Origin of the sequence: Kocuria sp. CPCC 205231 (assembly GCF_040980965.1) — a bacterium.
Lineage (GTDB): Bacteria > Actinomycetota > Actinomycetes > Actinomycetales > Micrococcaceae > Kocuria > Kocuria rosea.
Genome location: NZ_JAVKPP010000096.1, coordinates 1 through 574, shown reverse-complemented (window position 1 = coordinate 574; position 574 = coordinate 1). Strand labels below are relative to the sequence as shown.

At 38.2% G+C, this 574-nt stretch carries 1 protein-coding gene; it reads left to right on the top strand.

What is annotated here, in order from left to right:
• Positions 1-322, top strand: a 322-nt coding sequence (locus RF640_RS19045) for a hypothetical protein (protein ID WP_368828671.1), incomplete at its 5' end; no start/stop codon positions are given.
• Between the last annotated feature and the right edge of the window lie 252 nt (positions 323-574).

The window sequence follows — 574 nt, the reverse complement described above, 5'->3', positions numbered from 1 at the left end:
AACTCTTGTAAATATCGCCATTATGAAAGTTTTTGGAAAAGCATTCTTATCGGGAGTTGTATTTGCTATACTCTTGATAGTTCTTGTCCCTTTGTTCGCGGAGGGAATGTCGCCAGGTGACACTATTACTAGGCTTACAAGTAGTCCTTTGAAAATTGTTTCTATTCTTCAAATAATGTGTATTACAGGACTTGTTTTTGGTTGTGTTGCTAGCTTTTTCTCTTGGATTGGTCGCAGAAATCGTGAACGTGAAGAAACAGATGCCCTTATGCGTGAATATCTTAAAAAGAAACTTTTAGAAGAAAATGAAAAGCAAGATTAGAAATCAATTATCGGTCACAACGCCCGAATAGTCAAGACTGATACTTACTGTTGGCTACTCTTTTGAAACTGCCGATATGGCATGGGGTAAGCCTCATTATTACGACAATATCAAATGTTACCATCATACTTGACGCTAACATTGAATGAAGAAACTGGCGAATGCGTTTCTTGGGATTTGAGAATTGATAAGTACAATGGTGTTACTTACATTTCGATAATGGCAAACAGCAAGGCGATGCCCTGGGCTAGG